This is a genomic window from Ciceribacter thiooxidans, assembly GCF_014126615.1.
Taxonomy (GTDB): domain Bacteria; phylum Pseudomonadota; class Alphaproteobacteria; order Rhizobiales; family Rhizobiaceae; genus Allorhizobium; species Allorhizobium thiooxidans.
The window spans coordinates 876,644-902,432 of sequence record NZ_CP059897.1 but is presented as its reverse complement, the minus strand read 5'-3'; the positions used below and the strand labels follow the sequence as shown (position 1 = coordinate 902,432).

Sequence of the window (25,789 nt, the reverse complement as noted above, 5' to 3'; positions counted from 1 at the left end):
TGTTGCAGTCCTTTCATCCAAATCTGTGTGAGGGCCGAACCCGGCCGCGAAACGGAAAATCAAGAGGGCAGATGACGGGTACGCAGCACGTGCTTCTGCGCTTTTCCGGAGGCGGTGCGCGGGATCGCCTCCAGGAACACCACCCGGGCGGGCCGCTTGTAGGAGGCGAGCCGTTCGGCGCAGTGGAGGAGGATCTCGTCGGCGGTCGCATCCGCAACAGCGGCCACGACGAAGGCGATGCCGCATTCGCCCCATTTCGGGTCCGGCGCGCCGACGACCGCGACGTCGAGGACCTTCGGGTGGGCGCCGATGACCGCTTCCACCTCGGCGGGGAAGACGTTTTCGCCACCGCTGATATACATGTCCTTCAGCCGGTCGGGCACGTAGATGACGCCGCCGGGGCCACGGCGGCCGAGATCGCCGCTGCGGTACCAGCCGCCAACGAAGGCGCTTGCGGTCTCCTCGGGTTTGTTCCAGTAGCCCGGCGTCACCGATGGGCCGCGGAGCCAGATCTCGCCGACCTCGCCGTCAGCGACGTCGCGATCATCGTCGCCGACAAGGCGGACATCGAGCATAGGTGCCGGAAAGCCTACGGCTCCGGGGAAACCCGCTACCATGTCGGGGTCCAGTGGCATATGGATCGCGGTACCCGCCTCGCTCATGCCGTAGCCGTTGACGAGCGGGATACCGTCCGCGAGGAAGGTTTCGATCAAAGCCGGAGAGAGAGGCGCTCCGCCGATGAAGATCGCCTGCAAGGCTCTCAGCGCGGTGGAGTCCCAGTTCGGAGAGGCGCGCAATGCGGCCGCCATCTGTGGTACGGCAAAATAATGCGTCACGCCGAGCGAGGGATCGCCGAGTGTTGCAAGCGTCCGCTCGGGCAGGAATCGGTCGGAAATCACCAGCCGTCCGCCCATCAAGAGCGTGGTGCGGGCGATCGCGACGAGACCGATGGTGTGGAAGAGCGGCAGGTCGAGAAGGGCGACCGAGCGCGCCGTCACCTCGCCGACCAGGGCGAAGTTGAGCGCTGCGGCAAAGGCGTTGCGGCGCGTCACGACGACGCCCTTCGGCGCTCCGGTCGTTCCGGAGGTGTAGAGCATGATGCAGGGCCCGTCGCCGGTCGCGGCCTCAGGCTCCGCACGCGGGCTGTCGGCGGCCAGCGCCAGCAGGCCATGCTCGCCCTCGACGGAGAGCAGCGCGGGAACGTGATCAGAAATCTCGCCGACCGCGTCGGCAAACTCGGCACTGTGGATCAGGAGAGATGGCTGGCAGTCGGCCAGGATCTGAAGAATCTCGGCGGGGCCGAGACGCCAATTGACTGGAACAAAGACGTAGCCGGTGCGCTGGCAGGCGAGGCAGACCGCGACTGCGGCGATAGAATTTCGTCCGAGATAGGCGATGCGGGGAAAAGGTTCGGGCGTGGCGACGGTGTTCAGGAAGACCGCGGCGAACCGGGCAACCAGGTCGTCAAGTTCTCCATAGGTGAGATCGTTACCCGTCCCTACCTCGTACACCGCCGGCCGACGGGGACCGACCAGAGCGCGGTAACCGACCGGATCGCCGAGCGCGAAGGCCGTATCCATCGAGACGCCGGCAAAAGCGTGCTGGTCCATCTTCTCCTCCACCTTCTCCTCCACGGTCCGCACTCCCATACGAACCACATTAGTATGTATTACATATTATATAATCCGGTCGCCGGCACAAGCGGAAAATGCTAGGAGTGCCGCGATCGTGAAATCTGCGGGGAGACCGGCGTGGCGGGAGACGGAAAACTGGAAGACGATGGACATTCGGTGCCCGGTCCGGGCACTGCGGGAAAGCACCCTCTGGACATGGGCTGCCTGACGGAGATCCTCGGCTTCCACCTCAGGATGGCGAACGTCGCTATTTTCCAGGACTATCAGGCGACGATGGCCGGCCTTTCCCTGACCCCGAAACAATTCACGGTGCTGGAATTGGTCGGGCGCAATCCCGGCGTCGTGCAGATCGACATCGCCGAGCTTCTCAGCATGGACAAGGCAACGACGATGGCGCTCGTCGATCGTCTGGAGGCACGCAACTTCCTCGAACGCCGCACCTCAACCATCGACCGCCGGCGCAAGGACCTCTTTCTGACCGGCGAGGGGCAGACGGTGCTGCAGGAAGCCCGGGATCTCATCGCCGCCCATGAAAAGCGCTTCACCTCGCGCTTTTCCGCGGCCGAACTCGACGCGTTCATCGCGCAGTTGCGGCGGATCTATCTCTCTGGCGAAGGGCCGCATGGGGACCAGGAAGCCGGCAACCTGCCGGAACGGCGGACGCGCCCTGACTGAGCTTGCGGAGCCTCCGGCGCATGGCATAGCGAAGTCCCTGGACTTCGATCGTCGGCCGAGGGGACGTCCATCGGCCGACCTTACCCGGACCAAGTTCGGAGCAGCGACGATGCGCTCAGCGCCATGCGCTTTCGCTGCGGGTCTCGTAGTGCGAGAACGCCGTTCTCAGCCCTTCGAGGACTTCCGCCGAGGTCTCGAACATCGCCTTGAGCTGCGGCTCGTCAACCTTGTCGATATCTTCACGGAGGTGATTGATCGTCTCTTCTAGGCGGGCGCGCATCTTGCGCGTGTGGTGCCGCGGATCGCGGTCGCTATCGCTGACCATCGGGATACTCCTTTCGACGGCTCGATCCTGCCCCGTCCTGGTCGAGCTGTGGGAGGATCATCTCACCCAACGCCGGCAGCCTTCACCGGTTGCACGGCGGCTGGGTTCGCAGCGCGGGCATCGGAAGCGGCGCGTCTGCCACGCCCGCGCCGTCAAAACACTGAGATCAGCACAGGTCATTGCATCAGTCTTGCCAGATAGGATGGACGCCCATGCAGGAAGGCTTTGAGGCGCATGTTGTAATCGGCGCCGACTGCGGATGCGACGGAGGGGCGTGCAGCGAGAGCCGAGCGCCAGCCGTTCGTCTTGGGCCTATCCGCCAGAATGCCGAAGTCGCCGACGAGGTCGAAGACATCGAAATACCGAAAGACGGGTCCGAAGACCGCATCGACCAGCGAGAACCGGTCGCCGTCGAAGAACGGGCCGTCACCAAGGCGCTGTTCGATCCGGCCGAATTTCGCCTTGAGGGCAACCATCCTGGCCTCGAAAGCTGCCTCGTCAGGGGCGGAATAAAAACCTGCAATGTCGTTCAGGACCGCTGAGCCGAACTCCATCCATGCCCGATGATCGGCACGCGAAAGGGCATCTGCAGGATGCAGCGGATGGGGCGCCGTCTCTTCCAGGTATTCGAGAATCACGGCGCTTTCGAAGATGGGGTGATCACCGACCTTGAGGACCGGTGTCTTGCTGAGTGGGGAAATCGCCATGAACCAGTCCGGCTTTTGGGAAAGGTCGATATCGATGCGTTTGAACGGCACGGTTTTTTCCGAAAGCGAAATCACTGCGCGTTGCACATAGGGGCAGAGCGGATGGCTGATCAACGTCAACGAGGTCATGCCCTGCACTCCCCCAGACATAGTAGAGGCCGTCGTCTTCGACGCGTGTCGACAGGAACATCAGGCGCGATCCCTTCGGCGCCGGGCCGTCCACACGGTCACCTGTCGCCATGTCGAAGGCCGCGTTGTGCCACGGGCACACCAGCCGACCGTCCCGGCACTCGAGCGGTCCGCCAAAATGCAGGCACACATTGGCCGCCGCCCTTATCCGGTTGCCGCTGCGATAGACATGAAGTTCGCGCCCGAAAAATGGGACAAGGAGACTGCCTTCGGCGGGAATGTCCGCCACCTTGCAGAGTTCGTGTTTCATGACGGAATCTCCTGTTGTCTCATGTCAGCCGCGGCTGAACTCGAATGTGCGCGAACGGGAAAGAGCGAAGGCTCCGTCGCCGAGAAGGAACTGGACGATGCTTATTGCCAGCAGAAACGCCGGATATTCCCAGCCGCCGTTCGGCGCGGTGAAGACCCAGCCGTTGGCGCCGTGAACCCAGATGATGGCGCCCGCCAGAGCCGGCGTGAGCGCAAGAGCCACCCACCGGGTTTGGATCCCCAGCACAAGCAGTATCCCGCCTGCCGCCTCAGCGACGAAGGTCATGTAGGCGAGCCAGCCAGGCAGGCCGACGTGCACGAAGAACATCGCCGTTCCGTCGAGGCCGTAAGTCACAAACTTGAGAAGGATGCTGTGGGACAGGTACATCAGCCCGAGGCTGAGGCGCAGCACAAGGCCGGCGTAATCGGAAGAGGTGATGGGAAACATGGCGACTCCATTTAGATGCATTTGCATGTTTTTTAATGCATATGCATCTATCTGTCAATCTGGATGCATTTGCATCTTTGTGTTATGACGCCGTTATGGAAAAAACACCGAGTGATGCCGCTATTCGCGCCTGGGCGCGTTTGACGAGAGCGCAACAGACCGCCATGGGCGTAATCGAGCAACGCCTGAAGGCCGCAAAGCTGCCGCCACTCGCGTGGTATGACGTTCTTCTCGAGGTCGAGCGGGCCGGGCCGGCAGGTTTGCGCCCCTTCGAATTGGAGAAAGCCATGCTGCTCGCGCAATATAGCCTGTCACGCTTGCTGAGCCGGATCGAAGAGGCCGGATACATTGTGCGCCAGAATTGCGAGGAAGACGGCCGTGGCCAGCTCATCACGATAACCGACGCCGGCAAGACGGCGCGGCGCGAGATCTGGGCAGTCTATTCCGCCGCGATCGAAGCCGCGGTCGGACAGCACCTTTCTGACGAGCAAGCGAACACGCTCAGCGATCTGCTGGAGCGAATAGTGGCTCACCGCCCGAAAAAGCGCACGCCGCGTTGATCGCTGCCGCAGCGGCGACCGCCATCCGCCGGTGACGTTCACGAGACCGACGTTGCAGCCGACTTGAGCTTGTGGTGGTTGCGGCGTGGCGGCACAGCTCAGGATGCGTCCGAGCGTACACGACCGGCCGGGCCGGGCCGTCCTATTCGATGAGCGCGACCGTCTGGCCGACCAGGATTTCATCGCTCGACAGGGCGCAAGTTTCCATCGCGGAATTGCCGGTGAAGACCACCTGATCGGCGACGATCTGCGTGCATCCCCCCGAAACCGAGGAGTTGCCGGTGAACGCAACCTGCCCGGTCGGCATGTATATGTTGCCCTGAAAGGTCGACTCCGTATTCCCGGTGATCTCATGGACCAAACCCGTGGTCCTGCGGCTAGCAAAGAAGAGGAGACCTGCGTAGGGCCCGCTCGTCGGCGCCGAGAGGTCGATGTTTCCGTTTCCGGTCAGCTTCACAGCCGCGCCGTTGACCAGCAGCAGGGTCACGCCGCTACCGGACAGGTTGGCGCCGGCGGTTACGGTGAAATCGCCTCCATCGAGAATGTAAAGCCCGGATTTCAGCGTCACGTTTCCCTTGATGTCCAGCCCACCACAGAACCGTAGGGCCTCCTCCCCCGACGGGAATCGGTCAAACGTGTAGGTGGAATTCGAGATATACTCGAGCGTTCGGCAAGGAAGCTGCTGGATCTGCATGTCGTCGGGTTCGGCGACCGAGGCGAAGGGGTCGGCAGTCGGTGGTACACGCTCGACAGGCGCATCGCATCCCGACAGGGTAAGGCCGCTTGTGGTCATCGCACCGCCTACGGTGTAAACGCAGTCCGTGGACATCATCGCGCTGCCATTCTTCATCAGAAAGGCGTCGGAGGCCGTCGAGTTCGAAACGACGCTGCACCCGGACAACTGAACTTCCGTCGAACCCGTCACAGTGACAGCACCCGAGGCAGAATTCGACAGCGCCAGGACGCAGGCCTTCGAGCCCCCCGTGACCTGTGCCACCGCACGGGCGCTGAAAACGACCGGGGCATTGGAGAAGACGGAGGAAAACAGCCGCGCATGCGTCTCGCTGATGACGACAGTGACCTTTTCGGCCCCAGACCCCGCTTCGGTGCTGACATTGAGCGTGCCGGAAGAAGACACAAAGCCCGAGGCGACAGCGACGGTCGTCGCCGCAGCACCGAGGGATGAAAGTCCGTCGCCCGCGCGGTAGCGGATGGCCGCGGCATGGGCAGCGACATCGGCCGCGTGCTGCAATTCGCGCTGTTTGAAGTACCAATAGCCGGTCTCGGCCCCCAGCCCCATCGCGCCAACCACGACTGGAAACACAATGGCGGCGATGACCGCCACAGCGCCCGCATCATCTCGCACAAAGTGCCTCATGAACCCGCGGGCGTAGCGTATCGGGAGATGCCGTCGTGACTTCTGGCGCATCTGCGTCTCACATCCTGTGGTTTCGCTCTAGTATCGCTATACGCGAGAAGATGCGCCCACGACCATTCGACCTGACGGACTAGTCCAGACCGTTGATCGCCCGTCCTCCCTTAGTCCATCAGGCCGAATGGCGCGGACGACGAGAAGCGGGCACATAGTGCATCGTCACCAAGTCACGGTCGGTACTCCGAAAGGTACGAACATGCTCTCGGCACTCTTTGCGTGGATTGCGCTTCTACTCTTTGCAGGGACGATAATCTTTGCGGGCATCAAGGACGTGCTAACGATGACGATCTCCAACCGTCTCGTCATCGTCCTCTTCGCTGCCTACCTGGTTCTCGCTCCTGCCACTGGTATCGGCGTCGATACCGCGTTCCTGAGCGCTCTGGCGGCGACAACCGCCCTCGCCTGCACGATGGGCCTCTTCGCCATGGGATGGATCGGCGGCGGAGATGCCAAGCTTGCTCCCGTCGTAGTCCTCTGGCTCGGTCACGGTCTTGCGCTCGAGTTCGCTCTCTACGCGTCCGTGTTCGGAGCAGCATTGACCATGCTGGTCCTTCCGTTGCGGCGCATTTCCGTGCCCACGTCACTCGTATCGAGAGCATGGTTCCGACGCCTTCATGACGACGACATGGGCGTGCCCTACGGCGTCGCGCTCGCCTTGGCAGCACTCGTTCTGCTTCCACAAAGCCACTGGTACGCCACCGTCCTGTAGAATCGCCCAAGGAAAGGGTCGCCGCAATGATACGGATCCTCATACTCGTGCTCGCCCTCTCATCCGGCGGTGTTGCCGCATGGCTCGCGGCTGCCTCGTCCGAGGAGCCCGCCGACACGATCGTCACTGCGACCACACCGACGTCATCAAAGGAAGTCCTGGTCGCGGCGTCCGACATGGCAAGAGGAGCGGTCGTCGAGAAGGGCGCGTTGCGTTGGCAACGGTGGGAGGGCGACGTGCCTTCCGCCTTCATAAGCCGCGCCGACGTCCCTGACGCGCCTGCGTCTTATGAAGGCTGGCACACGCTCGGAGACCTCGTCACGGGCGAACCGATCCGGCGTGACAGGCTCTCCGAGCGAGGGGCCGGCTTCCTTTCCAGCTCGCTCCCGGGAGGAATGCGGGCGATCGCGGTTCGCGTCACGGCAGAGAGCACCGCCGGCGGGTTCATTCTGCCGGACGATCGTGTCGACGTCATCCACACTGTCGTCAGTTCAGGTGCATCCGGAGCCGCCGGCAAGGTCACGAGCAGGACCTTGCTGACGAATGTCAGGGTGCTTGCGATCGACCAGGTTGCCTCGGACGGTGCAGGCGGTGCGGCGGTCGTCGGCAAAACTGCGACGCTCGAAGTGAAACCGGAGCAGATCGCGATCATCACTGCGGCGGAGGCGTCCGGTACCGTTTCCCTCGCCTTGCGCTCGACGACCGACAATACCGACGTGTCGGCGTCGGTGCGCGAGCAGACGAAACAAGGCGTGGTCCGGGTCTTCGCTGGTGGACGCGAGATGGTGGTCCAGGTGCCGCTCTCCGGCACCAGCGGGAGTTGATCGAGACGCAAGGAAGGCAGGCACCCACATGAACCAGCTCGACAAAGAAGCAAAGCCCATCCAGGCTGTAGCTGCTTCTCCGGCACTATCCATCCCGAAAGTGGATATTGCCGTTTTCTGCACATCCGACGTCATTGCCGCTGCAGCCCAGACAGCTGCGATCGACCGCCGCATGGCACGCGTCACACTGACGGTAAAACCCGGAGGGATCAGAGAAGCCACTGCGCTCTACGGCGGCGTCACGTCCCCGAATCTGATCGTGATCGAGAACGACGACAGCCAAGCGAGCCTGATGGCGGCGCTGGAGGCCCTAGCCGTGGAATGCGTGACCGGCACGAAGGTCATCATCGTCGGCCGTTCGAACGACATCGACCTCTACAAGACATTGCTCGACGCCGGCGTGAGCGACTACCTGCTTTCGCCTCTTGATCCAATGGCGTTGATTGCAGCAGTCCAGCGTTGCTTTCGCCATACCGACAGCGAGAAGCTCGGGCGCATCATTGCCTTCGTCGGCACCAAAGGAGGTACGGGATCATCCACCATCGCCCATAACGTCGCGATGGCGATGTCGAACAGGACAGGCGCCGACGTTCTGCTGGCCGACCTCGACCTGCAATCCGGAACACTCGGCCTGAACTTCGATGTCGATGCGCCACAGGGAATGGCGGAGGTGCTTGCGAGCACGGAGCGGCTCGATGACGTACTGTTGCGACGCCTCGCCGTGCAGTACTCGGATCATCTGCATTTGCTCACCGCTGCAGGCGACTACAGCAAAGCTGTCAAGCTCAAGGAAAGCGACGTCGATCGCCTTCTCGACGTCGCACGGTCGAGCTCCTGGAACGTCGTTCTCGACCTGCCTTATCTGTGGACCGAATGGACGCGGAAAATCCTTATGGAGGCAGACGAGATCGTCATCACGGCGACGTCAGATCTCGCAAGCATGCGCAATGCCAAACACATGGTCAGCTTCCTGAAGCAGGCCCGGCCGAACGATCCGCCACCGAGACTGGTTCTCAACAGGATTGGGACTCCGAAGCTCCGAGAAATCAAATCGAAGGACTTTGCTGACGCCGTCGGCCTGGACGAGCATGTGGCGGTGCCACTCGACGTGCCACTGTTTGGAAAGGCAGCCAATGACGGTCGCCTGATCATCGAGACAGCCCCGCAATCGGCGGCCGGGAAGGCCATGGTATCCCTTGCCTGGCGGGTCGGCGGAACCAGGGAGCGGCGAACGAAGCCGAAATCGGTGTTTCGAGGACTGCTTTCCGGATTTTTGAAGGGCAAGAAACCGACGGGAGACCGGCTTTCGCCGGCACAGCACTTCAACAAGCTGAAGGCCTCGGAAAGTGGTGTTTCGGCTGTTGAATTCGCATTGATCGCACCGGTTTTCGCGATCGGCCTGGTCGCCACGGCCGATATTGGGCTTGCCCTGCATCAACGCATGGCAATGGATCACGTTCTCCGTGCAGGGGCGCAGGCTGCGATGTCCGATGCAGGTGAGGCAAAGGTGCTGGCGGTGATGGAATCGACGCTCGCAGGGAGTGGCGAAGCCAGCAACGTGGTCCTGGACCCGGTCCATCGTTACTGCGCGTGCCCGGAAAGCGCAGGCGTGGCGCCAGAGACAGCTCCCGCCTGCGGGACGCCCTGCTCCGGCATGGCGTCCCAATACGTCTACTATCGGATGCGGGCGCACAAGGACTATCAACCAATGTCGCTCCCTGAAGCCCTGCCCGCGTTCCGGCTGAGCTCTTCGATGCAGGTGCAGGTGCAATGACGAGCGTTCGTTCGCGTCTCGGGCGTGTTCGTCAATGCCAGTCTGGCGCGACGGCCGTCGAGTTCGCCCTGGTCGGCCTGCCACTGTTTCTCCTGATACTGGGCGTTGTGGAGTTCGGGCGAGCATTCTTTCTGCAAAACGACTTGTCCTATGCGGCAGACGTCGCGGCACGCCAAGTCCTGATCGGACAGGTCGGCCCGAATCTATCGGAAACGGATGCCACGGCGAAGCTCGACAATGCCGTGCGGGCGAATTTCCGAAGCGGCGATCCTGCCCTGCTCCAGGTCATGACGGCGAGGGAAACGGTGAACGGATCGGATTTCAGAGTGTTGACCTTGCGGTATCCGTTCACGTTCCTCCTGCCGGACCTGGTCGACACGCCGATCACGATTGGGCTCTCGCGCCGTATCCCGATCGGTTGAGATCACGCACCCTTTACACGGGCGGCCCTGTGCCGTCGCAATTGGCAAGCCTCGTATCTTCCGACGTTTCCCCGTCCAAACAGGCAGCCCACTTGCCGATCGCCCCGGCGTCTGCAGGGCGCTTTCTTCGCCGCGCGTGACCAATTCTCGCACCGCCATACTCAACGAGCTGCCTGAACGGTCTGCCGGGCCTGGCGCGGCGGAGCCTGCCGAGACGATGTCCGGGCGAGCGGTCTAGACCAACAGGCCGAACCGGTAGTCCAGGTGAGTTCGGCCATGAAGCCGAATAGATCGGCAGGCTCTTCAGCAGCTATATAACGGCTACACAGAGCGCGGGAAGCCAGAGAGTTGCCCACCCGGCTGTGGTACCGATCCAGCCAAAGCATGCTTGGTGTCGGCTCAACCAGAACCCCACACAAGGAACTTGAATGATGAAGAACCTTCTCGCACGCTTCGTTCGCAACGAGTCCGGCGCCACTGCCATCGAATACGGCCTGATTGCCGGCCTGATCGCTGTCGCGATCATCACGACGGTTGGCCTGGTCGGCACCGACGTGAACGGCGCCTTCCAGGCAATCGCGAACGCCCTGAACTTCCCGACCGCGTAAGCTTTTCTTCAACGCAGTGCGAGCGGGCTGGCGGCGGAGAAAATCCACGCCGGCCCGTTCGCGTAAAGAACGATGCAGCAGCAAGCGAGGTGACATTCCATGTTCGGCAGGAAGTCGTTGAGTGATGCGGAACACGCCAGCGTGGCCGTGCAGGATGATGCATCGAAGGACGAGCAGAAGAGGGAAGCACCTGCCTCTCCTCCCCGTCAGGCCGTCGAGCCGCCGCCCCCCAAGACCGAGAAGTCCGACCAGTACTATGTCCTGAAAAAGGACGTCTTCAGCGCGCTGATCGCCACCATTGATGTCGCAGCACTGTCCGGGATGGATGTCGAGCAGGCCCGCAAAGAGATCGGCGCCATCGTCAACGACATCGTGGCGGCAAAGAAGGCGGGAATTTCCATGGCGGAGCAGAACACGCTGCTGCGCGATATCTGCGACGACATCCTGGGCTATGGTCCTCTCGAGCCTTTGCTTGCCCGGGACGACATTGCGGACATTATGGTCAATGGCGCCAATCAGGTCTTTATCGAGGTTGCAGGCAAGGTCGAGGAAACGGGCGTCCGCTTCCGCGACAACGAGCAGCTCGTCAGCATCTGCCAGCGGATCGTCAGCAAGGTCGGCCGCCGCGTCGATGAATCCAGCCCGATTTGCGATGCCCGTCTTGCAGACGGGTCGCGTGTGAACGTGATTGTCCCTCCGCTTGCAATTGACGGGCCGAGCCTGACGATTCGAAAGTTCAAGAAGGAAAAGCTGAACCTGGATCAACTGGTCCGTTTTGGCTCGATTTCGCCTGAGGGTGCCGAGATCCTCAAGATCATTGGCCGGGTTCGCTGCAACGTCCTGATTTCCGGCGGTACCGGGTCGGGCAAGACCACACTGCTCAACTGCCTGACGGGCTACATCGACAATGGCGAGCGCATCATCACCTGCGAGGACGCCGCCGAGCTCCAGTTGCAGCAGCCACACGTCGTCAGACTCGAAACCCGTCCGCCGAACATCGAAGGTCAAGGTGAGATCACCATGCGCAGCCTTGTGAAGAACTGCCTTCGCATGCGGCCGGAGCGCATTATTGTCGGCGAAGTCCGCGGTCCCGAGGCATTCGACCTTCTCCAGGCGATGAACACCGGGCACGACGGATCCATGGGAACGCTGCACGCAAACTCGCCTCGGGAGGCAATCTCCCGTGTCGAGGCGATGATCACCATGGGCGGACACAGTCTTCCCGCCAAAGCCATCCGGGAAATGTTGGTTTCGTCCGTGGACGTCATCGTGCAGGCGGCCCGTCTTCGGGATGGCTCCCGTCGCATCACGCACATCACCGAAGTGCTCGGCATGGAGGGTGACGTCGTCACGACGCAGGATCTGTTCGTTTACGAGATCCTGGGCGAAGATGCCAAGGGCAACATCATCGGTCGGCACCGTTCGACGGGGATCGGGCGACCGGCCTTCTGGGACCGCGCTCGCTACTACGGAGAGGAAAAGCGGCTCGCTTCCGCTCTCGACGCCGCGGAAATCGCGGCGGCGGCTTAGCCGTCGCTTCTTACAGGAGGTCTTTCATGCTTCCCCAATCTCTCCTGCCGGTCCTCGTCTTTATCCTTGCCGCGACGAGCATAGGCGGTGTGTTGCTGACTGTCTTTTTTCCACGCGCAGCAAAGCTGAGCCCATACCGCCGGCGGTTCACCGCGTTGGCTACGCCGGACGTCAGTCCCAGCGACGGGCGCGCTGCCGATGATGACCACGATCGCCGGCGATCTGTCGAAAAGACGCTGCGAGAAATGGAAGCCAAGCAGAAGAACAAGCTGAAGAAGGCCGGCAAGGTCGCTCTTCCGGTCAGGCTGGCGCAGGCCGACCTCCGGTGGTCCGTCAAGACCTACTATCTTGTTGTGGTCGCCTGCGCACTCGCAACCGACGTCGTGGCGGTATCACTGGGGGCGGGTCATCCGGCTGCGGCGGGGTTTGCCGTCACGGGGGGGCTCATGCTGCCGCACCTCTACGTCAACGCGAAGCGGAACCGGCGCCTTAACCGTTTTACTGCTGAGTTCCCGAACGCCGTGGACGTCGTCGTGCGGGGTCTGAAGGCCGGACTGCCGGTGGCAGATTGTCTTCGGGTGATCGCGTCGGAAGCGCAGGAGCCTGTCAGAAGCGAGTTCCTGCTGATTGTTCAGGACCAAACCCTCGGCATTCCGCTGGACGAGGCGGTACAGAGGATGCGCGAGCGTGTCCCGCTGCCGGAGGCGAGCTTTTTCGCGATCGTCATCGCCATCCAGTCACGCACCGGCGGCAGTCTCTCCGAAGCGCTAGGAAACCTCTCGAAAGTGCTACGAGATCGCAAGAAAATGAAGGCCAAGATCAAGGCGATGAGCGCCGAGGCCAAGTCGTCGGCCGGCATCATCGGCTTCCTGCCGATCTTCGTCGCCGGAGCAGTCTACTTCACCAGCCCGGACTACATGTCACTGCTGTTTTCGACGGCAGTGGGAAAGGTCGTGCTGGCGGGCTGTGGCCTCTGGATGGCGATGGGAATCCTCGTCATGCGCAAGATGATCAACTTTGACTTCTAAGGGCCGTCGACCGTGAACATTCCAAGTCCCGAACACCTCACAATCGCGCTTTCGGCGTTCGCAGCCTTCGCGGCCGTTCTCGCCGCTTCATGGCCATATGTCTTTCCGGACAACCTCACTGCGCGGATGCGCAGGATCGAAGGCGAACGGGAGCGTATCCGGGTTCGGGAACGCGCTCGCCTGAACGCAAGAGTGCGCCCCGCGTCGCTTCGGGCGGAGCCCCGCAAGCTCTACACGGCGATCGTCGATCGGTTCAATCTCGCCAAGCAGGCCGAAAGCGGCGAACTCGTCGAAAGACTACACATGGCCGGTTATCGCGGTCAGGCGCCGGTGACGACCTTCCTCGCCGTTCGTCTGCTGGCGCCGCTCGTCATCTTCATTGTGGGCTTGATCTATCTCTTCGTGGTCATGAGGCCAGACCTTTCACCGGTGCTGATGGCGGCAATGGCAGCCGGCATGGGCGCCGTCGGCTACTTTGCGCCGACGATCTACGTCAAGAACCGGATCACCAAGCGCCAGCAGGCGATCGGGCGCGCATGGCCCGAGGCTCTGGACCTGCTGCTGATCACGGTCGAATCCGGCATGGGCATCGAAAGTGCGTTTCGCAAAGTCGGTGAGGAAATCGCCGTGCAGTCGGCGGAGGTCGCCGAAGAAATGATGCTGACTACCGCGGAGCTGTCCTATCTGCAGGACCGCCGCCAGGCTTACGAAAACCTTGCGCGGCGGACAGGGCTCGACGGTGTCCGGGCCGTGGTGACCAGTCTGATCCAGGCCGAAAAATACGGGACCCCGCTCGGACAGGCTTTGCGGGTCATGGCTCAGGAAAACCGTGACATGCGCATGAGCGAGGCGGAGAAGAAGGCAGCCTCCCTTCCGCCGAAGTTGACAGTCCCGATGATCGTGTTCTTCCTGCCGGTCCTGTTCGCCGTCATCATCACACCGGCGGTGATCCAGATAATGGACATCTGAGCCTGATTTTGACACGGCGCTCGTCAGCATAAGCCGAACGAGGAAAGGGCAAGTCAGCCGGTGGCGGGCCTGCTTGCCAGAGAGACCAACTTGTCGGCAATGGCCTCCAATGGAAGCACATCATCCGCAAGACCGGCAAGGATGGCTGCTTTCGGCATTCCGAATACCGTGGACGTATTCTCATCCTGGGCGATAATTCTACCTCCGCGGCGCCTTATGTCGCCAAGGCCCGCAATTCCGTCATCACCCATGCCGGTCAGGACGACAGCAAGCGCTTCCTCCTTGAAGCAATCGGCCATGGCCCGGAACAAATACGTCGCCGAGGGCCGGAATGCACCGACGGGCGCGTCGTCCGTCACGCGTATGCGCGTCTTTCCGGAGAGGCCGAGCTGGCGACCGTCGGGTGCAAGATAGACGAAGCCCGGTCTCAAGCGCTCACCGTCGACGGCGATCCTGACCGTGAGGGAAACGGTGGCATCGAGACGTGCGGCGACGCCTTCGATGAACCCGTCCGACATATGTTGGACGACCAGAACCGGTGCGGGAAACGTTGCCGGAAGTGCCGTCAGAATGGTGCGCAGCGCGGCTGGCCCCCCGGTCGAGGCCGCTATTCCAACGACGGATGCAGCGTACCGTGCCCTGCCCGCAGGCAGCTCGGCCTCGAGCCCGTGCCTGCGTTCGCGTCGCCGTTGGCGGACGACCATGACCTGCGCCATCGCCCGAATCGTCGAGAGGAACTTGCCCATCGACGGATGATCGTCCGGCAAGGGTGCCGGGATGACGGCAAGTGCGCCCGCCTCGAGTGCCTTGTCCGAGATTGCCCCGGCCCCACCCCCTCCGGGACCGGCAATCGCGACGACAGGCCTTGGCGACGCGATCATGATTTCCTTGATCGCATCAGCTCCGTCGTGGCCCGCAAGCTCGAGTTCGATCGCAACGACATCCGGGCGAAGTTCGTTCGATATTGCCAAAGCCTGTTCACCGTCCCGGGCGATCCCAACGAGGGTCATGGACGTGTCCATGCGAAGCGCTGCCGCTGTCCTGCCGGCAAGATCGGGTGAGGTCGTGATGAGAAGCAGCCGGATCATTAGGCCCTCAGACGACCCGGCGCATGGTTTCGAGGAACTCTTCTGCGTCAAAACGGTCTTTTCTCAAACAGGCATTCGCACCGCCGGCGACGATCGTGCGATCGGCGTCATCGAAATCCCGTCCCGTGACAAGGATGACCGGCAACCTGGCGAACTGGTCGGATCGTCGAATCGTCTCTACGAGCTGCAAGCCGTCCATCTGGGGCATGTCGATATCGGAAACGACGATGTCGGCGCGCTGTAGCGCCAGTTGCTCCAGCGCTTCCGCGCCATTGCTTGCGACAACGACTTCGTAACCGGCCCGCTCGGTGATCATACGGAGAAGCGAGCGAACGGCATTGGAATCGTCGACAATGAGCACCCGAGACGGCTTCGGCTTCGCCCCAAGAATTGGGGCTTTGGGCGACGACGGTTCGGGGGCGACATCGACAAGGGCGGCCGCGTTCAAGAGCAGGGCGATGCGCCCGTCCGGCAGGTTCATCGCACCACAATACTGGCGGAATCCTGCCAGTCGCGGGCCGAGTTTTCGAATGAGGAGCTCTCGTTCCCCCTCTATTTGGTCAACGAGAACAGCAATCCGACGGCCGGCGAGGTCCATCACGACCGCCCGCATCGCGAGTGGCCGCGTGGCACCGGCGATCCCCAGCCAGCGCGCCAAATCGACAACCGGAACTGCGCCCTCGGACGTTTCGACTGCCGACGATACGGCAACAGCCGTCGGGTCTATACTGATCACTTGCCGCACCGATGCGGTGTCGACTGCAAAGATGTGGTCGGCGCAGCTCACCTGCAATATCCTGATAGTGGATACCGAGAGCGGGATGGTCAGGATGAACGCAGCTCCACCCCCTTCGACCTGCAAGACCTCCACCGTCCCGCGCAGGCTCTCGACCGCGGTTTTGACGATATCAAGACCAAGGCCGCGGCCCGACAAACGCGTGACGGTTTTCGACGTCGAGAAGCCCGGCGAAAATACCTGCTGCAGGAAGTCCGGACCGGGGCTGTTGCCGGGAGCCGCTTCTCGAGAATCCGGGAAGTTGAATCCGCGCCCGTCGTCCTCGACCCTGACACGGATGCGATCTCCGGTCACGGCGGCGGATATCGCGATCTTCCCCACCTCCGGCTTTCCAGCCTTGCGGCGGTCATTGGGAGGTTCGATGCCATGGTCAATCGCGTTTCGCACCAGATGGCGCAGTACATCCCGCAGGCTCGAGAGGATCGCACGATCGATCTGGATATCGCCGCCATATATCCCCAGTTCCGCCGACTTGCCGGCGGTCTCGGCAACGTCTCTGATGATGCGGTTCAGTCCCTGGCAGGCTTCGGAGAACGGGAGTGTACGTGCCTCGCGAACCTCCTGGTCGAGGGCAGTCGAGGCGCGTTGAACCTGGCGCGAGCTTTGCCGCAGCGAGCGGACGAGTTGACGCAGGCCGCGTTGGATGACCGCGATTTCGCCCGCATGTTCGGACGATGCGCGAACCGCGCTTGCTTGCTCTCTCAAAGCCAGGGCTGCTTCAACCTGGTGGCGCAAGATGTGATTGAAGGTGAGCAATTCACCGCTTCGGTAAAGGAGCGCATCCAGCCGTTCGGCCGCTATTCGCAAGGAACCATCCAAGTCATCTGCACGAAACCTCGTTGACCGCCGATGTGTGCGAGCCCCCGCGCCGTGGCCCGCCTGCACCGCGCGGTGCATTGCTTCGAGCAGTTCACGGTCCTCAGCGGAGGTTTCGGGCGCCGCATCGCCGACCGATCCCGCGGCCTCGCGGAACCTGTCGGTTGCCGCGAGAAAGAGATCAAGCTTGCGGGCGTCAATCGTTCTGCTTTCTTTGAGCGCCGTCGAGAGGATCTCTTCCATGGCGTGGCACAGGTTCTCGACAGGGCGAACCTGCATGAGGCCTGCAGCTCCCTTGAGACTGTGGACCGCCTTGAGGAGTTGTCGCTGGAGTTCCTCACTTGTCGCGGGCCGATCTGCCCGCTCGAGCGCAAGCACGAGATTTTCGATGCTGGAGGAGCGCTCGCCAAGCTCCTGGGCGAACATCTGGCGGAGTTCACGGTTCAATGGATCGGATGTCATCACACTTCACCGCCGTGTTCGGTCAGCAGGCGTTGGAGCCTCGACCCCAATCTATTGAGATCCTTTGCGGCCTCTTCCGACTGTCTGATGGCGGAGAGATTCTGACTGCTCGCCTGTTCAATGTCGTGCATGGCGTCCTGGATCTGCTTCATGCCGGCTTTCTGTTGCCCCGCCGAGGCAGCGATCTGGGCAACCGAGCGCGCCGACTCGGCAATGATCGTCTCGAGTTGGCGTATGGTGTCGCCCGCCTGGGTCACCGTCTCCAAAGCGCGCCCGACACTCTTGCTGCCTTCCTCCGTGCCGATCACCGCAGCATTGGTCGATTTCTGGTTCTCCATCAGTATTCGCCTTACCCTCGCCGTGGCGATCTTGGACTGGTCGGCCAGCGCCCTGATTTCGGTCGCGACGGCATTGAAGCCTCTGCCGTGTTCACCTGCGCGGGACGCTTCGATGGCCGCGTTCAACGCCAGAAGATTGGTTTGATCGGCGATTTCCGACACCACGGACACGATCTCGCCGATCTCGAGGCTGCTTTCGACAAGGGAAAGAATATCGTTGGCGATGCTCTCGGTGCGACGGCTAACGGCATTCATAGCTCCGACCGTTTCATCGAGAGCGCGACGTCCTTCACTGCTTATGCGCACGGCGGAATCGTATGCGGCGGAAACCTGCTGAGCGCGCTCGGCGGCCTGCACCGCGGTTCCGCGAACATCATCGACGCTCTTGACCGTCTCGGCGACGGCGACCGACTGTTCGCGCATGCCTTCCGCCTGGAGCGTGGTTCCTGCAAGGATCTCCGCGGCCGACGATGAGAGATGCTGCGCCGTTTCGGCGATCGTCCCAAGCAGGCGTTCCAGCCTTTCCTTGGCACTTCGTTCCTTCTCGATCATTCCCGCAAGCTTGTCCGTCGTCATGTTGAAGGATGTATTGAGGACGCTCAGTTCGTCGTCGCCGTCCACGGGTGCTCTCTGGGTGAGGTCGCCTGCGCTGATCAGCTTGGCGATCGCCGCAAGTGCACGCACCCGTCCGATGAACTGCCGAACGACCCGCAACATGAGGAAGAGCGTTACGATGGTGACGGCGGCAAGGCCGAGCTGCAGCAACTCAGAACGTTGCAGTCGCGTCGTCGCCGTTTGTTCAATTGAGCCTACATAGCCCTCGAAGTGTGCCGCGTAGTCTCTGATCTTCTGCTCCAGATCGTCGAGCGCCGCTTCATTCAGTGGCGCCGCCGCGATTGCGGACTCGAGCGCGGGCTTCACCTCTGCCTGCCAAAGGGCGCGAATGCGCGCCGAGTTGAGCATTTCGGTCGTTTCAGACGGGGATTGCTCCGGTTGTTTCATTCCCGAGTCGAGATCATCCAGCACTTGTTCGTAGCGCCCCATCAGGTGCCTCAGCTGATGTGCCCGCTCGAACGAAGTAGGACTGCCGGGAGCCTCAAGGCGGCTGGCTGTGTACAGCATTTCATGGAATATCCGCCCATTGGCGAGCGCAGACGCCAGCGAAAGGTCATTCCGCACGCGGTTCAGAGCGATCCAGCTCGAGGTGAGGAGCAAGGCCACGGCGGCGACAAGCAAGAATACGGCGATCCCGAGCCTCCCGTAGAGACCACTTCGCCAAATGCGTTTCATCACCCAATCTCCTTTGCAGCAGGCGGAGATATTCCTGCGTCCGATCTCTCAGGAAAAAGGCGCGGATCCGTCAGGAGGAACCGTTCATCGAGGCGACGAATATCCGGCTCGGGCACAACCCTGCGACCGCTGTCGGCCTCGTCGTCCGCCGTGGAGTCGCGGTCCCGGTTGTCGGGGGCAAGCGCTATGATCTCCGGAATGCTCTCGCAAAGGACGGTAAACTCCGGTCGAGACGCGCCGACTACGATACCCCAGTCCGTGGTGCTTTCGTCGCCGCAGGGCAATTCCAACAATGGACGCAGATCGAAGACCGGCAGCAGATCACCATGCATGTCGTGGATGCCAACGAGATGCGGCGGCGCCCCGGCGAGCGGCGTGACCCTGAGCTTGGCGACGACCTCACAGATCAGGTAAAGCTCGATTGCGAACCTCTGTCCTGCAAGTGTAAACGCCATGGCAATGCCAGCGTCCTCGCTCCCCTGCGAAATGCCTCCCTTTTTCTCTTCCGGGTTCCGCAAAGACGCGGCGTGTCGGGCGGCCGGGAAGAGTAGCGCTTCGGTCTGCGCTATCGCCGCATTCATCCGCGAGCGGACGTCGATCCAATCGATTGCCGAACGGGACTGCGTGTTTTGGGGCGTCACGTTGATATCTCCCCTGGCGGCTTGCGGCGGTCATTCGGCCGTCGCGGTTGAGTGCCATTCGGCTTCACGTCGGGTGCTGCATCCGTGTTCAGTGACGATGGGGGTTCTGCGGTTGCCGCCCGACGGTACACGACACCTGCTTCGGTCGTCATGGTCAGGAACGGAGCAACCTTGGGAATCAGGGGATCGACGGGTGCCGTGATCAACCAACCGCCCTGCGAAAGGCACTCGAAGAGATGGCGGCCTATCCGGTTCACCGAGGTCTGCTCGTAGTAGACGAGCAGGTTGCGGCAAAGAACGAGATCATAGCCACCCTGCACATCCGGCGATGCGACGTCTTGCGCCGCCACGTCGAGGAGGTGAAACCCGACCTGCGTGGCGATCGAGCGCCTGAGGCGAAAGCGTCGTCCTGTGGGTATGAAGTATCGTTGCCTGAAGGCGGGAGGGAGCCTCCTCAGGGACCAGGAATCGTATTCGCCGTCTCTGGCGCGCGCCAACGCTTTGCGGCGAATGTCGAAACCCGTGATCTGCACCTCGTCCGAGAGGCCCTCCGCCGCGCACAGGATCGCTAGCGAATAGGGTTCTTCACCTGTCGAGCAGCCAATGCTGCAGATACGGATGGGGCTGCCAGCGCGCCTCTCACGTATCTCGGGGATGATTTCATCGCGAATGAAGGCGAACTGCTCCGCGCCGCGGAAGAAACACGTCTCCCCGACTGCCACAGCGGACACGAGATCCCGCACAAGGTCTTCGTCCCAAGTCAGCTGCTGCAGAAGACGATCGGTGCGAACCCGATGCGCCACCATCACCCGCCGAACCGCCGACGTGAAACGCCCCTGCCCCGGTTCCGAAAAGCGCATGCCGAGCCCTGCCGCGACGCTCTCGGCCAGCCGTCCCATATCTGTACTGACTTGCGTTCCGGTCACGAACCACCTTCCACATGCTGCGATATTACTAGGTCGCGGGCTTCCGCTACGCTATTCGGCCGGTTGATCTAGGTTGGTCGGCCGGCGGGACTAGGTCGTCCGACGTCCGGGTCCGCCAGGAGACGCGCACCGGCGACCGCCGCCTCCTGGCGATTTCGCACCTGGAGGCTGCGAAAGAGCGCGGCGAGATGAATTTTGATCGTTCCCTCACCAAGCTTCAGCTGACGGGCGATCTCCTTGTTCGAAAGGCCACGAACCAGGAGAGAAAGAACTTCGCGCTGCCGAGGCGTCAGCGACGCCAGCGTCCGACCGACCTGATCGGCCGCTTTATCGGGGATTGAGGTCGCTTCGGATTTCTCATCGTCCCGGGATGACCGGTCGGTGATGGAAGGGGGCACGAATACCCTCCCCTCGATGATCGCGCGGATCGCATTGGCGAGATCCCGTGCCCCGAGGCCTTTTGGGACATATCCGTTGATGCCTGCAGCCAGGGCGGCGAGGATGTCAGCCCTGCGGGAGGAGGCCGATACGACCCCGATCTTCAGGTGCGGGTGGACGTCGCGCACGCCCGCAAGACTTGCGGCACTCTCCATTCCGGGCATCTGAAGGTCGAAGAGCGCGAGTTCAAAGCTGCCTCGCTCAGAGAGTTCGTCGATTGCTTCGTCAAGCGATCTCGCTTCCACGACCGTTTGAAACCCGAGTTCGTTCTTGAGAATGAACGCAAGTGCAATCCTGAAGAACTCATCATCGTCGGCAATCAGTGCTACGCGTAACTCGTCCATTACCTACTCCGGACGGGTCTCCCCCGAACTGTGGCCCGGAATGGGCCGAAACGTTCAACATTACTTCGAACCGCAACCTCAGGCCGGTTCCATCTCCAACTCTAAGTGTTCAAGTCACTGGGGCGCCGACAGAGCCAGTTCCCCTTGCGTCATTCCGTTCTTCAACAGCAGTTGGATTTGCGCGGCCGGCAGCGGTCGCGCAAAGAGGTAGCCTTGCGCCTCGTCGAAACCTTCGACGTTAACTGCTGTCAGCTGCTCCTCGGTTTCCACGCCTTCGACGGTGGTCATCATGCCGAGACTGTGGCCAAGGCCTGCCACCGCGCGGACGATAGCAAGTGACTCTTTTCCTTGCGGCAAATCACGGACGAAGGCCTGATCGACCTTTATCTTGTCGAAAGGAAAGCTACGCAGATAGCCGAGCGACGAATAGCCGGTGCCGAAGTCATCCAGTGCGATTTTCACGCCGATATTGCGCAGGGCCTGGAGTATCTCAAGATTATGCTCGCTTTCCTCCAGCAGAACCGATTCTGTAATCTCGAGTTGAAGGCGTGCCGGATCGAGACTCGAGGCTGAAAGGGCGTCGGCCACGACTTTGACGAGTGCCTTGTGCTTGAACTGGACGGGCGACAGATTGACTGCAACGCTAATGTGAGAAGGCCACCCTGCGGCCTCGCGGCAGGCTTGCCGCAGGATCCACTCACCGATCGGTACGAGCAGACCGGTTTCCTCGGCAATCGGTATGAACTCGGATGGCGGAATTGTGCCTCTTTCGGAATGGCGCCACCTCAGGAGGGCCTCACATCCGGTCACCTGCCGTGTCTGCAAATTCACAAGCGGTTGGTAGTGAAGTTCGAGCTCCCCCTTTTCGAGGGCCTCACGCAAGGCGACGATCAACTGCTGATGTGCCTGCAACTGCGCGTGCATGGCCTGGTCAAAGCATCGGTACGTCCCTCGGCCACTCGCCTTGGCGCTGTAGAGCGCGATGTCGGCCGCCTTGATGAGTTCGTCGGCGGACGTGCCGTCTTTCGGTGCGAAGGCGATCCCCACGCTGACACCGATGACGGCGGTGACACCTTCGATGCTGAAGGGCTGGGCCAAGGTATCGATGATCCGTCTGGCGAGTGCGACAGCGTCGTCCGTCGACTTCGACAGGGGCTGAATAATGGCGAACTCGTCGCCCCCAAGGCGCGCCAGAATGTCGGAGGCACGAACGACCTGAGCGAGCCGCGTGGAAACCTGCCGAAGCAGAGCATCGCCGGTCGGATGGCCAAAGGTATCGTTCACGGCCTTGAATCCGTCGAGGTCCATGCAGAGGACTGCCATGCCGGCGGACGTCTCCTGCTCGGCGAGGGCAAGCTCGAAGCACTCGCGGAAGAACACCCTGTTTGCCAGACCGGTTAGCATGTCATGTCGCGCCATATGCACCATCTGCCTTTGGGCGAGGAGTCGGTTCTCCTCCGCCCTGCGGCGTTCGGTAATGTCGCGGAAGAAGACGGAAATGCCCTCGTCGGACGGTGACGCATTCGCCTCGACCCAGATATCGAGGGAAGGCAGATAGTCCTCGAAAAACGACCGAACACGCCGCTCCATGACTTCCTTGCAGTGTTCGGCAAAGCTCTCCGTCCCCTCTTTGGGGAAAAAGGCCCACAGCGTGCGGCCGACAGCTTCGTCCCCGATCCGAAGCAGCTTCTTTGCATTCTCGTTGAGGTAATGAATTCGCCAGTCCGCATCCAACGACAAAACGCTGTCCATGGTGCTTTCCAGGACGGATGCAAGTTGGTGGGCCGCTGCTTCGGCTTCCTTGTGAGCTCTGTTCAACTCCTCGCTGGCGCGACGCGAATCCGTGATGTCACGCCAGATCGTCAGCATCCGTATCGGGTTCCCGTCACGATCACGAACGGGCGCTGCGATCACGTCCATGCAACGGTCGTTTCCCTCCACGTCTCGAACGGAGATCTCGAACCGCGCCTCCCGGCCCGCCCTGACCTCGTCCCAGCCGATTTGTACTCTCTCTGCATCGGCTGGATCGCCGACGACGTCCCACGTCTGCTCCGATATCGGGGCATCTTCGTCGATGCCGAATAGTCGCCGACAGGCCTTGTTCATACCCGTCGGCCGTCCGTCCATGTCAAGCACGCGTACACAATCCGGGCTGCTGTCGAAAATACTCGTGATGAAGGCCTGCGTCTCCTGCTGGGCGAGTTCCGCGGTTCGGCGCTCGCTGATGTCGAGAACGGAGCCGATGTATCCGAGAAAGGTGCCGTCGCTGGCAAAGCGCGGCTGGCCGATATCGATCACCCATGCCCATGTGCCGTCAGCCCGCCTCAACCGGTACTCGCTTTGCACCGGCTCATGATCTTTGCTCGCCCGCTGGAACGCCTTCTCTACCTTTCCCCGATCATCGGGATGAATGGCATCAAGCCAACCGAAGCCTTCTGCTTCTTCTTCACTCTGCCCCGTCGTTTCCCGCCACAGTCGGCTGAGAAAACTTGTGCCACCATTTTCGCCTGCGACCCAGATCACGACCGGAGCATCATCTGCAATGGCCCTGAACCTCGCCTCGCTCTCGCGCAATGCATCGGTCGCGCGCCGCCTCTCGTCGACATCCTCCAGGACACCATACCATCGCAACACCTTGCCGTCCTTGTCCCGCTTGGCCGCGGCGCGGGCACGAAACCAGCGATAGTCGCCGGTCTTCGTGATAATCCGATACTCGAGGTCGAGAGGTTCGCCGCTGGCGATGGAATGCTGCCATTCCCGCTGAACTGTTGCGGCGTCCTCAGGATGCACTGCCTTTGCCCATTCACTTCCAAGCGACTCCTCTACCGGAAAACCGGTCAGCTCTGTCCATCTCGGCCCCGCGTCTAGGACTTGCCCGGAGGCATCGGCGGTCCAGGGCACCTGAGGATGAAGGTCGACCAGCGAGCGATAGTGTTCTTCGCTGGCCCGCAGCGTTGCCTCAGCCTCACGAAGGTCGGTGATATCGACAAGAACGGCGACCAGGAACTTCCGGATGGCCGCCCCCACCCGAACTGTCCCGCAACGCTTCTTCGTCAGCAGGGTTCGAGAGGAACCGTCCGCGACCGTGATCGTCTCCTCCAACCGGTGTTCCTCGCCGGTCGAAAGAACAAGTCTGTCCGTTGCAACGATCTCGTCGGCTTCTTCCTTTGGCAGGAAGTCATAGTCGGTGTGCCCGATAAGATCAGAGCGGCTCTTGCACAGAAGCGCACAGGCCGCGTCATTGACAAAGACGAAGCGCGAGCCGTCGTCCTTGATGATCACCGGCTCGGCGACGCCATCGAGCACGGCTTCCACGAGATGACGGGATGCAGGAGACAACTCTTCCTGAAATGCATCGTACATGTAACGACCTCACGACGGCGCAATGCAGACATTTGAAGATGGACGGCCAACCAGTATCAACGGTTGCGGATCGCATCGGTTCCCGCATCACGCAAGTCGAAGTCCGGTGTGGTTAACGAAGGCCTGACGCACCGCGGGGAACGAGGATCTGGCGAGCCCGGAAAGAACGTGAAAAGCCGGCGGGCCTCGCTGAGACCATTCCTCCATCTCACGTTCGGAAGTAGACCTCTGTCGCCCGGAACCGTCCCTCAATTCGACTGCACTGAACGATCACATCGATCGACAGTCTCAGCAATGCTTCGATGTCTTTGCGCTCCAGGTTGTGCCCGCCGTCAGATTCTTTCACGAGCAGTGTCAACTGCTGGAACGCGAGGCTGGCAGAGTCGGCGTGGACTGTCGTTATCGATCCAGGGTGACCAGAGTTGACGTTGCGGACGTAGTAGAAGGCGGTGCCGTCACGAAGTTCCTGCAGCAAGATGCGGTCCGGCCGCATACGCAGACTCGATTCCAGCAGTTCTTTCGCGCTGGCACTCGATAGCCCCTGAGCGCCCTTGGAATAGAAGAGGCGTACGTGGTTTGCCTGAGGAATTACCAACTCCGGCGTGTCCTCGATCGAGATAATCCGCTCATCCTCTGGAATATGCCTGATCAGCGCCTTTGAAAGGGTCGTCTTGGCCGATCCGGTTGCGCCCGAAATGATGATGTTCTTGCGTGCGATAACGGCGTGCTGCAGAAACTCCTTGAAGCGGCCGGCACGGTATAACTCGCGCAACTCCACGTCCGGTGTCGTGGCTCCGCCGTCGGCTGCTCGTGTCCCCTCGAAAAAGTCCCTGTCATCAAGATCGTCAAGTGTGAAGGCAACGGAGGATGGCTTCCGAATGGTCATGCTGACTGTGCCCCTGGTCGTCGCCGGCGGGATGACAATCTGAATTCGTTCGTCGCCCGGGAGCGTCGCGGACAGGATTGGTCGGGTCTCATCGATCGCCTGATGAGAGAAACTGGCCACGGCCCGGGCAAGACGCATCAATTTTTCGAATGAAAGCCCGGGCAGATCATAGGTCCGCCACCCACCTGAGCCCTCCGTCAGCACCTGCCCGGGCCGATTTACGATCACTTCGTAGAGCGTTTGGTCGTTGAGGAACGGCGCCAGCGGTGACAACAATTCCCGGACGACAGTGGCGTCGGCTCCCTCGGTCATGCA

The 25,789-nt window shown here is 61.7% G+C and carries 24 protein-coding genes; 10 read left to right on the top strand and 14 right to left on the bottom strand.

Annotated elements, in window-relative coordinates; all coding sequences use genetic code 11:
* Window positions 1-59: 59 nt before the first annotated feature.
* Window positions 60-1,610: an AMP-binding protein gene (locus H4I97_RS22180; RefSeq protein ID WP_182309036.1), complete on the bottom strand. Its 1,551-nt coding sequence runs from the start codon at window positions 1,608-1,610 to the stop codon at window positions 60-62.
* A gap of 141 nt (window positions 1,611-1,751) precedes the next feature.
* Here H4I97_RS22180 and H4I97_RS22175 point away from each other — a divergent pair, with 141 nt between their 5' ends.
* Window positions 1,752-2,309, top strand: a complete 558-nt coding sequence (locus H4I97_RS22175) for a MarR family winged helix-turn-helix transcriptional regulator (RefSeq protein ID WP_378143320.1) — start codon at window positions 1,752-1,754, stop codon at window positions 2,307-2,309.
* Between the two features lie 115 nt (window positions 2,310-2,424).
* Here H4I97_RS22175 and H4I97_RS22170 read toward each other — a convergent pair whose 3' ends face one another.
* The 4 genes from H4I97_RS22170 to H4I97_RS22155 all read right to left on the bottom strand — a co-directional run bounded on the left by H4I97_RS22170 (window position 2,425) and on the right by H4I97_RS22155 (window position 4,227).
* A complete protein-coding gene (locus H4I97_RS22170; protein WP_182307873.1) occupies window positions 2,425-2,634 on the bottom strand; it encodes a hypothetical protein in 210 nt (69 codons plus the stop codon).
* Between the two features lie 176 nt (window positions 2,635-2,810).
* On the bottom strand, window positions 2,811-3,413 hold the full coding sequence (locus H4I97_RS22165) for a glutathione S-transferase family protein (protein WP_244658909.1): 603 nt from the start codon (window positions 3,411-3,413) through the stop codon (window positions 2,811-2,813).
* Entirely contained in the window at window positions 3,295-3,780 is a 486-nt protein-coding gene (locus H4I97_RS24680) for a Rieske (2Fe-2S) protein (RefSeq protein WP_244658827.1), read from the bottom strand. The genes H4I97_RS22165 and H4I97_RS24680 overlap by 119 nt, the downstream gene beginning before the upstream one ends.
* 24 nt (window positions 3,781-3,804) lie before the next feature.
* Complete coding sequence (locus tag H4I97_RS22155) at window positions 3,805-4,227, bottom strand: DoxX family protein (protein WP_182307871.1); 423 nt, start codon at window positions 4,225-4,227, stop codon at window positions 3,805-3,807.
* 35 nt (window positions 4,228-4,262) lie between these two features.
* Between H4I97_RS22155 and H4I97_RS22150 the strand changes: the two genes are divergently transcribed.
* Window positions 4,263-4,787, top strand: coding sequence for a MarR family winged helix-turn-helix transcriptional regulator (locus H4I97_RS22150; RefSeq protein WP_244658826.1), 525 nt, complete (start codon window positions 4,263-4,265; stop codon window positions 4,785-4,787).
* Between the two features lie 142 nt (window positions 4,788-4,929).
* Here the strand turns inward: H4I97_RS22150 and H4I97_RS22145 are convergent, their stop codons facing one another.
* Window positions 4,930-6,165: a pilus assembly protein TadG-related protein gene (locus H4I97_RS22145; RefSeq protein WP_244658908.1), complete on the bottom strand. Its 1,236-nt coding sequence runs from the start codon at window positions 6,163-6,165 to the stop codon at window positions 4,930-4,932.
* Between the two features lie 253 nt (window positions 6,166-6,418).
* On the opposite strand from H4I97_RS22145, the gene H4I97_RS22140 reads away from it, so the two are divergent.
* The 8 genes from H4I97_RS22140 to H4I97_RS22105 all read left to right on the top strand — a co-directional run bounded on the left by H4I97_RS22140 (window position 6,419) and on the right by H4I97_RS22105 (window position 14,086).
* Complete coding sequence (locus tag H4I97_RS22140; RefSeq protein WP_182307869.1) at window positions 6,419-6,931, top strand: A24 family peptidase; 513 nt, start codon at window positions 6,419-6,421, stop codon at window positions 6,929-6,931.
* A gap of 26 nt (window positions 6,932-6,957) precedes the next feature.
* Window positions 6,958-7,755: a Flp pilus assembly protein CpaB gene (cpaB, locus tag H4I97_RS22135; RefSeq protein ID WP_182307868.1), complete on the top strand. Its 798-nt coding sequence runs from the start codon at window positions 6,958-6,960 to the stop codon at window positions 7,753-7,755.
* 28 nt (window positions 7,756-7,783) lie between these two features.
* Window positions 7,784-9,529: an AAA family ATPase gene (locus tag H4I97_RS22130; protein ID WP_182307867.1), complete on the top strand. Its 1,746-nt coding sequence runs from the start codon at window positions 7,784-7,786 to the stop codon at window positions 9,527-9,529.
* The gene (locus H4I97_RS22125) at window positions 9,526-9,951 is read left to right on the top strand and encodes a TadE/TadG family type IV pilus assembly protein (protein ID WP_182307866.1); all 426 of its coding nucleotides are present in this window, start codon (window positions 9,526-9,528) and stop codon (window positions 9,949-9,951) included. Before H4I97_RS22130 ends, H4I97_RS22125 begins: the two co-directional genes overlap by 4 nt.
* Window positions 9,952-10,382: 431 nt before the next feature.
* Complete coding sequence (locus tag H4I97_RS22120) at window positions 10,383-10,559, top strand: Flp family type IVb pilin (protein WP_182309033.1); 177 nt, start codon at window positions 10,383-10,385, stop codon at window positions 10,557-10,559.
* A 99-nt stretch (window positions 10,560-10,658) separates the two neighbouring features.
* Window positions 10,659-12,089: a TadA family conjugal transfer-associated ATPase gene (locus H4I97_RS22115; protein WP_182307865.1), complete on the top strand. Its 1,431-nt coding sequence runs from the start codon at window positions 10,659-10,661 to the stop codon at window positions 12,087-12,089.
* 26 nt (window positions 12,090-12,115) lie between these two features.
* Complete coding sequence (locus H4I97_RS22110) at window positions 12,116-13,117, top strand: type II secretion system F family protein (protein ID WP_182307864.1); 1,002 nt, start codon at window positions 12,116-12,118, stop codon at window positions 13,115-13,117.
* A 12-nt stretch (window positions 13,118-13,129) separates the two neighbouring features.
* Window positions 13,130-14,086: a type II secretion system F family protein gene (locus H4I97_RS22105; RefSeq protein WP_182307863.1), complete on the top strand. Its 957-nt coding sequence runs from the start codon at window positions 13,130-13,132 to the stop codon at window positions 14,084-14,086.
* Window positions 14,087-14,139: 53 nt separating this feature from the next.
* On the opposite strand, the gene H4I97_RS22100 is transcribed toward H4I97_RS22105, so the two are convergent.
* From H4I97_RS22100 to virB11, 8 genes are all read right to left on the bottom strand, one after another.
* Window positions 14,140-15,174 (bottom strand): chemotaxis protein CheB, encoded by a 1,035-nt coding sequence (locus H4I97_RS22100; protein ID WP_182307862.1) that lies wholly within the window; start codon window positions 15,172-15,174, stop codon window positions 14,140-14,142.
* A 7-nt stretch (window positions 15,175-15,181) separates the two neighbouring features.
* Window positions 15,182-17,212 (bottom strand): hybrid sensor histidine kinase/response regulator, encoded by a 2,031-nt coding sequence (locus H4I97_RS22095; RefSeq protein WP_342344148.1) that lies wholly within the window; start codon window positions 17,210-17,212, stop codon window positions 15,182-15,184.
* A gap of 35 nt (window positions 17,213-17,247) precedes the next feature.
* Window positions 17,248-18,876: a methyl-accepting chemotaxis protein gene (locus H4I97_RS22090; RefSeq protein ID WP_182307860.1), complete on the bottom strand. Its 1,629-nt coding sequence runs from the start codon at window positions 18,874-18,876 to the stop codon at window positions 17,248-17,250.
* Window positions 18,876-19,517 (bottom strand): chemotaxis protein CheW, encoded by a 642-nt coding sequence (locus H4I97_RS22085; RefSeq protein WP_182307859.1) that lies wholly within the window; start codon window positions 19,515-19,517, stop codon window positions 18,876-18,878. The genes H4I97_RS22090 and H4I97_RS22085 overlap by 1 nt, the downstream gene beginning before the upstream one ends.
* Window positions 19,514-20,443 (bottom strand): CheR family methyltransferase, encoded by a 930-nt coding sequence (locus tag H4I97_RS22080; RefSeq protein WP_182307858.1) that lies wholly within the window; start codon window positions 20,441-20,443, stop codon window positions 19,514-19,516. The genes H4I97_RS22085 and H4I97_RS22080 overlap by 4 nt, the downstream gene beginning before the upstream one ends.
* 68 nt (window positions 20,444-20,511) lie before the next feature.
* Window positions 20,512-21,225 carry a LuxR C-terminal-related transcriptional regulator gene (locus H4I97_RS22075; protein WP_182307857.1) on the bottom strand — a complete coding sequence of 238 codons (714 nt, stop codon included), beginning with the start codon at window positions 21,223-21,225 and terminating at the stop codon, window positions 20,512-20,514.
* A 114-nt stretch (window positions 21,226-21,339) separates the two neighbouring features.
* The gene (locus tag H4I97_RS22070) at window positions 21,340-24,588 is read right to left on the bottom strand and encodes a bifunctional diguanylate cyclase/phosphodiesterase (RefSeq protein ID WP_182307856.1); all 3,249 of its coding nucleotides are present in this window, start codon (window positions 24,586-24,588) and stop codon (window positions 21,340-21,342) included.
* Window positions 24,589-24,796: 208 nt separating this feature from the next.
* Window positions 24,797-25,786 (bottom strand): P-type DNA transfer ATPase VirB11, encoded by a 990-nt coding sequence (gene virB11, locus H4I97_RS22065; protein ID WP_182307855.1) that lies wholly within the window; start codon window positions 25,784-25,786, stop codon window positions 24,797-24,799.
* Window positions 25,787-25,789 lie beyond the last annotated feature (3 nt).

Excerpts from the sequence above, each read along its gene's own strand:
- H4I97_RS22180 (WP_182309036.1), bottom strand. The coding sequence starts at position 1,610 with ATGGACCAGCACGCTTTTGCCGGCGTCTCGATGGATACGGCCTTCGCG.
- H4I97_RS22170 (WP_182307873.1), bottom strand. The coding sequence starts at position 2,634 with ATGGTCAGCGATAGCGACCGCGATCCGCGGCACCACACGCGCAAGATG.
- H4I97_RS24680 (WP_244658827.1), bottom strand. The coding sequence starts at position 3,780 with ATGAAACACGAACTCTGCAAGGTGGCGGACATTCCCGCCGAAGGCAGT.
- H4I97_RS22155 (WP_182307871.1), bottom strand. The coding sequence starts at position 4,227 with ATGTTTCCCATCACCTCTTCCGATTACGCCGGCCTTGTGCTGCGCCTC.
- H4I97_RS22150 (WP_244658826.1), top strand. The coding sequence starts at position 4,263 with ATGCATATGCATCTATCTGTCAATCTGGATGCATTTGCATCTTTGTGT.
- H4I97_RS22145 (WP_244658908.1), bottom strand. The coding sequence starts at position 6,165 with ATGAGGCACTTTGTGCGAGATGATGCGGGCGCTGTGGCGGTCATCGCC.
- H4I97_RS22140 (WP_182307869.1), top strand. The coding sequence starts at position 6,419 with ATGCTCTCGGCACTCTTTGCGTGGATTGCGCTTCTACTCTTTGCAGGG.
- cpaB (WP_182307868.1), top strand. The coding sequence starts at position 6,958 with ATGATACGGATCCTCATACTCGTGCTCGCCCTCTCATCCGGCGGTGTT.
- H4I97_RS22130 (WP_182307867.1), top strand. The coding sequence starts at position 7,784 with ATGAACCAGCTCGACAAAGAAGCAAAGCCCATCCAGGCTGTAGCTGCT.
- H4I97_RS22125 (WP_182307866.1), top strand. The coding sequence starts at position 9,526 with ATGACGAGCGTTCGTTCGCGTCTCGGGCGTGTTCGTCAATGCCAGTCT.
- H4I97_RS22120 (WP_182309033.1), top strand. The coding sequence starts at position 10,383 with ATGAAGAACCTTCTCGCACGCTTCGTTCGCAACGAGTCCGGCGCCACT.
- H4I97_RS22115 (WP_182307865.1), top strand. The coding sequence starts at position 10,659 with ATGTTCGGCAGGAAGTCGTTGAGTGATGCGGAACACGCCAGCGTGGCC.
- H4I97_RS22110 (WP_182307864.1), top strand. The coding sequence starts at position 12,116 with ATGCTTCCCCAATCTCTCCTGCCGGTCCTCGTCTTTATCCTTGCCGCG.
- H4I97_RS22100 (WP_182307862.1), bottom strand. The coding sequence starts at position 15,174 with ATGATCCGGCTGCTTCTCATCACGACCTCACCCGATCTTGCCGGCAGG.
- H4I97_RS22095 (WP_342344148.1), bottom strand. The coding sequence starts at position 17,212 with ATGTTCGCCCAGGAGCTTGGCGAGCGCTCCTCCAGCATCGAAAATCTC.
- H4I97_RS22090 (WP_182307860.1), bottom strand. The coding sequence starts at position 18,876 with ATGAAACGCATTTGGCGAAGTGGTCTCTACGGGAGGCTCGGGATCGCC.
- H4I97_RS22075 (WP_182307857.1), bottom strand. The coding sequence starts at position 21,225 with ATGGACGAGTTACGCGTAGCACTGATTGCCGACGATGATGAGTTCTTC.
- H4I97_RS22070 (WP_182307856.1), bottom strand. The coding sequence starts at position 24,588 with ATGTACGATGCATTTCAGGAAGAGTTGTCTCCTGCATCCCGTCATCTC.
- virB11 (WP_182307855.1), bottom strand. The coding sequence starts at position 25,786 with ATGACCGAGGGAGCCGACGCCACTGTCGTCCGGGAATTGTTGTCACCG.